The organism is Enterobacter cloacae complex sp. P6RS, from assembly GCF_014982245.1.
GTDB classification, from domain to species: Bacteria; Pseudomonadota; Gammaproteobacteria; order Enterobacterales; family Enterobacteriaceae; genus Enterobacter; species Enterobacter bugandensis.
The window spans coordinates 1-2,842 of the sequence record NZ_JADCLB010000059.1 but is presented as its reverse complement, the minus strand read 5'-3'; the positions used below and the strand labels follow the sequence as shown (position 1 = coordinate 2,842).

The window sequence follows — 2,842 nt, the reverse complement described above, 5'->3', positions numbered from 1 at the left end:
AACTTTTTCCTGTCATTAAAATCAATGAAAATAATAAAACAAAACGTTTAATCATATCAAAGCTCGGTATTAGTTTCTATAATCATTTTTTCACCACAACCTTACTCTGCCAAGTAAGGGGACAAATTCAGTAATTACTGGTACTGAATAGTAAATTCTGTTGTGGCATTTGCCGTACCCTGGCCTACGGTAGGTCCTGTTGACACATATCGTCCTTCAAAGTTCAATGTCGCACCTGTCGTTGTAACGGGATAGGTTTTTGAGTCTGATTGCATAGGGATAATTGTTCCTGCATCATCATAAATACCCACCCCAACTGCTGTTGCAGTTGCACCGCTATCAAGCGCCAGAAGACGGGCGTCGGAAGCATCGGTATTTCCATTAAATCTTACGGATACGCTAGTGACTGTCGCAGGGCAAGCAGTTAAAAGGATCTGGAACGGGGCTGAACCTGCTGCATCTCCACTGCTTGTGAATGCTGTGGAAGCGATAGTTCCAAGGTTGGCTGTTTGTGTACCAGCTGATGTGGCGTCTACAGTGCAGGCATCGGTTGTAATGTTACCTGTAAACTGAATAGTGCCATCAGCCCCATAAGCCAAAGAACCTATGCTAGTCAGGCAAGCCACGTATACAGTTTTTATTAAATATGCATGTATTTTTCTCATGCAATTCTCTCCTCTGAATGTCATCATTCGATACGGTTAGATCTGGGTGTATTAAGCTTTAGACGTCTTATCGCGCTATGCTAGTACTTTTTGTTAGAAACTGTGATGCTGATCAACTTAGCGAAACTAATTTATTTTAGTTACTTGATGTGATGATTTTCATGACCTTAAGAGGATATATCGTATTTTTAAATCTGATTATCTGTTCTGAAAAAGATAACTAAAGACATAAAAATCCAAATTAAGACTTGTAACATATAGTTTGTTGTGAATTTGAAATAATTTCCTTAGCCTTATCACCGGGAAGGCAATAACTTTTATGATTAACCTTAAGGGAATTATATGCAAAAATTTGATATTCAGATGGCTTTGGTACCATTGTTTTTAAGTGCAATTGCCGAGGCTGCCCCCGTTGATGTATCAGGTACAGTTCATGTTGCGGGGATTGTGAAAAGCAGCCATGAAGAAAATTGTAGCGTGGCACTAACTTCCCCCGCAGTCACTCTCCATGGTACCCAGCTTGACGATTTGGGTTATATGACCGAACACGTTGATCATTACAGCGCTGATACTGTCGGTATTTCATTATCCGGTAATGCTTGTAATAGAAATAATGTCGGTTTCAAGTTTGTTGGCGGGACAGTTTCAGGAAATATAAATGCTGTAAGTAACAGTTTAAACGGTAATGACGCCGCGCAGGGGGTAGGCATCGGCTTATATTACTTTGGGGAACAAATAACGCCAAATACGGAGATAGTAAACTTTGTTAACGATCCATCTGTGGGTAGTACGATGCCAGTAAGTATCAAACTTTTCAAAATGAGAGGCATGGAACCGACTGCAGGAAAATTCCAAACCTCAGTGACTGTTCAATTAGAACGACTTTAAATTTTCCGGCATAAACGAATTCCAAACTCATAAATTATTATTTATTAAGCCAATGAAAAATTTCAATATATTTTCCTTATTAGCCTTTGTCGTTTCTTTTTATAGCTTGATGGCAAATGCTGCTCTAACCCTTAATGCTGACAGACTAGTTTATAACGCAAAAGATGGTGATGCCTCTGTCACTGTTCACAGTGATGAAAGCAGAGCCTACTTGGTGCAGGCATGGGTAGATGATGGTGATAATCAAACTCAAAAAAAATTACCTTTTGTAACTACCCCTCCCCTTTTTCGTTTGGCTCCTAAAAGTGATAACGTTATTCGTGTTCTTTATACCGGCAATGGATTACCCCAGGATCGCGAAAGTTTATTTTGGTTAAATGTTAAAGGTGTCCCAGGTCTCAGTGATGATGAGTCGCAAATTGAAAACAGGATGGTTATTGCGATTAACAATCGGATAAAGCTGTTCTTCCGTCCAGAGGGGTTGCAAGGCAGTTCTGTAGATGCAATTCAGAAATTAACGTGGACGCATAATGGTAAGATTGTCAAAGTACAGAATAACACTGCTTTCTATGCTGTATTGGGCAGTATCCAAATAGGTTCTGAAAATATCAAAGTCGATGTTGTTAAGAATAATACTGTAATTCCACCCTATGGTTACCAGACATATGAAATGAAAAATAATGTTTCTCCTCAAACAATGGTTGCATGGGATGGTATAACGGAGTTCGGAGGAACAACTGAGAAATTTAAGAAAACTGTCGAGTAATTATAAAACATGCGGCCAAATTTTTTTAAATGGTCATTAATCTCATTTGTATTAGGTACTTTTGGTCAAACTACGTCTGCAAAGGAGTATTTTGACCCAAGTCTATTGCAAGCGGTAAATGGTGAAATCCCCATTGCAGATACGACCGAAATGAGTAAAGGTTTTCAACCTGCTGGTGTTTATCGTGTAACGATTAACATTAATCAGAAAAAAACATACATTAAAGATATTCGTTTTGAATTGAATAAGCAAAAAGAATTATATCCATGCTTAACTTATTCTGATTACAAAAAATTTGGCATCAATATTGATAAGATATTAGCTAATGCTAAGGACAATGCATTGACAAAAAAGTGCGTTGCTATTAACGATCAAGTACAGGATGCTGTTGCGGAATTAGATTTCTCAAAACTAGAGCTAAATATATCAATTCCTCAAATAGACTTAATAGATGAGACTGTTAATGGAGTGCCGCAAGAGGAATGGGATGATGGTATTCCTGCACTCCTCATGCAATATCAGG

General features: G+C 38.4%; 4 protein-coding genes. 3 read left to right on the top strand and 1 reads right to left on the bottom strand.

Features of this window, described 5'->3' with window-relative positions; genetic code table 11:
- Positions 1-134 precede the first annotated feature (134 nt).
- The gene (locus tag INF73_RS21885) at positions 135-665 is read right to left on the bottom strand and encodes a fimbrial protein (protein WP_193547341.1); all 531 of its coding nucleotides are present in this window, start codon (positions 663-665) and stop codon (positions 135-137) included.
- 342 nt (positions 666-1,007) lie between these two features.
- On the opposite strand from INF73_RS21885, the gene INF73_RS21880 reads away from it, so the two are divergent.
- From INF73_RS21880 to INF73_RS21870, 3 genes are all read left to right on the top strand, one after another.
- Complete coding sequence (locus INF73_RS21880; RefSeq protein WP_193547340.1) at positions 1,008-1,553, top strand: fimbrial protein; 546 nt, start codon at positions 1,008-1,010, stop codon at positions 1,551-1,553.
- A 52-nt stretch (positions 1,554-1,605) separates the two neighbouring features.
- Positions 1,606-2,319 (top strand): molecular chaperone, encoded by a 714-nt coding sequence (locus INF73_RS21875; RefSeq protein ID WP_193547339.1) that lies wholly within the window; start codon positions 1,606-1,608, stop codon positions 2,317-2,319.
- A gap of 9 nt (positions 2,320-2,328) precedes the next feature.
- Positions 2,329-2,842, top strand: a 514-nt coding sequence (locus tag INF73_RS21870) for a FimD/PapC N-terminal domain-containing protein (RefSeq protein ID WP_193547338.1), incomplete at its 3' end; no start/stop codon positions are given.

Coding starts and splice junctions, on each gene's coding strand:
- INF73_RS21885 (WP_193547341.1), bottom strand. CDS start 665: ATGAGAAAAATACATGCATATTTAATAAAAACTGTATACGTGGCTTGC.
- INF73_RS21880 (WP_193547340.1), top strand. CDS start 1,008: ATGCAAAAATTTGATATTCAGATGGCTTTGGTACCATTGTTTTTAAGT.
- INF73_RS21875 (WP_193547339.1), top strand. CDS start 1,606: ATGAAAAATTTCAATATATTTTCCTTATTAGCCTTTGTCGTTTCTTTT.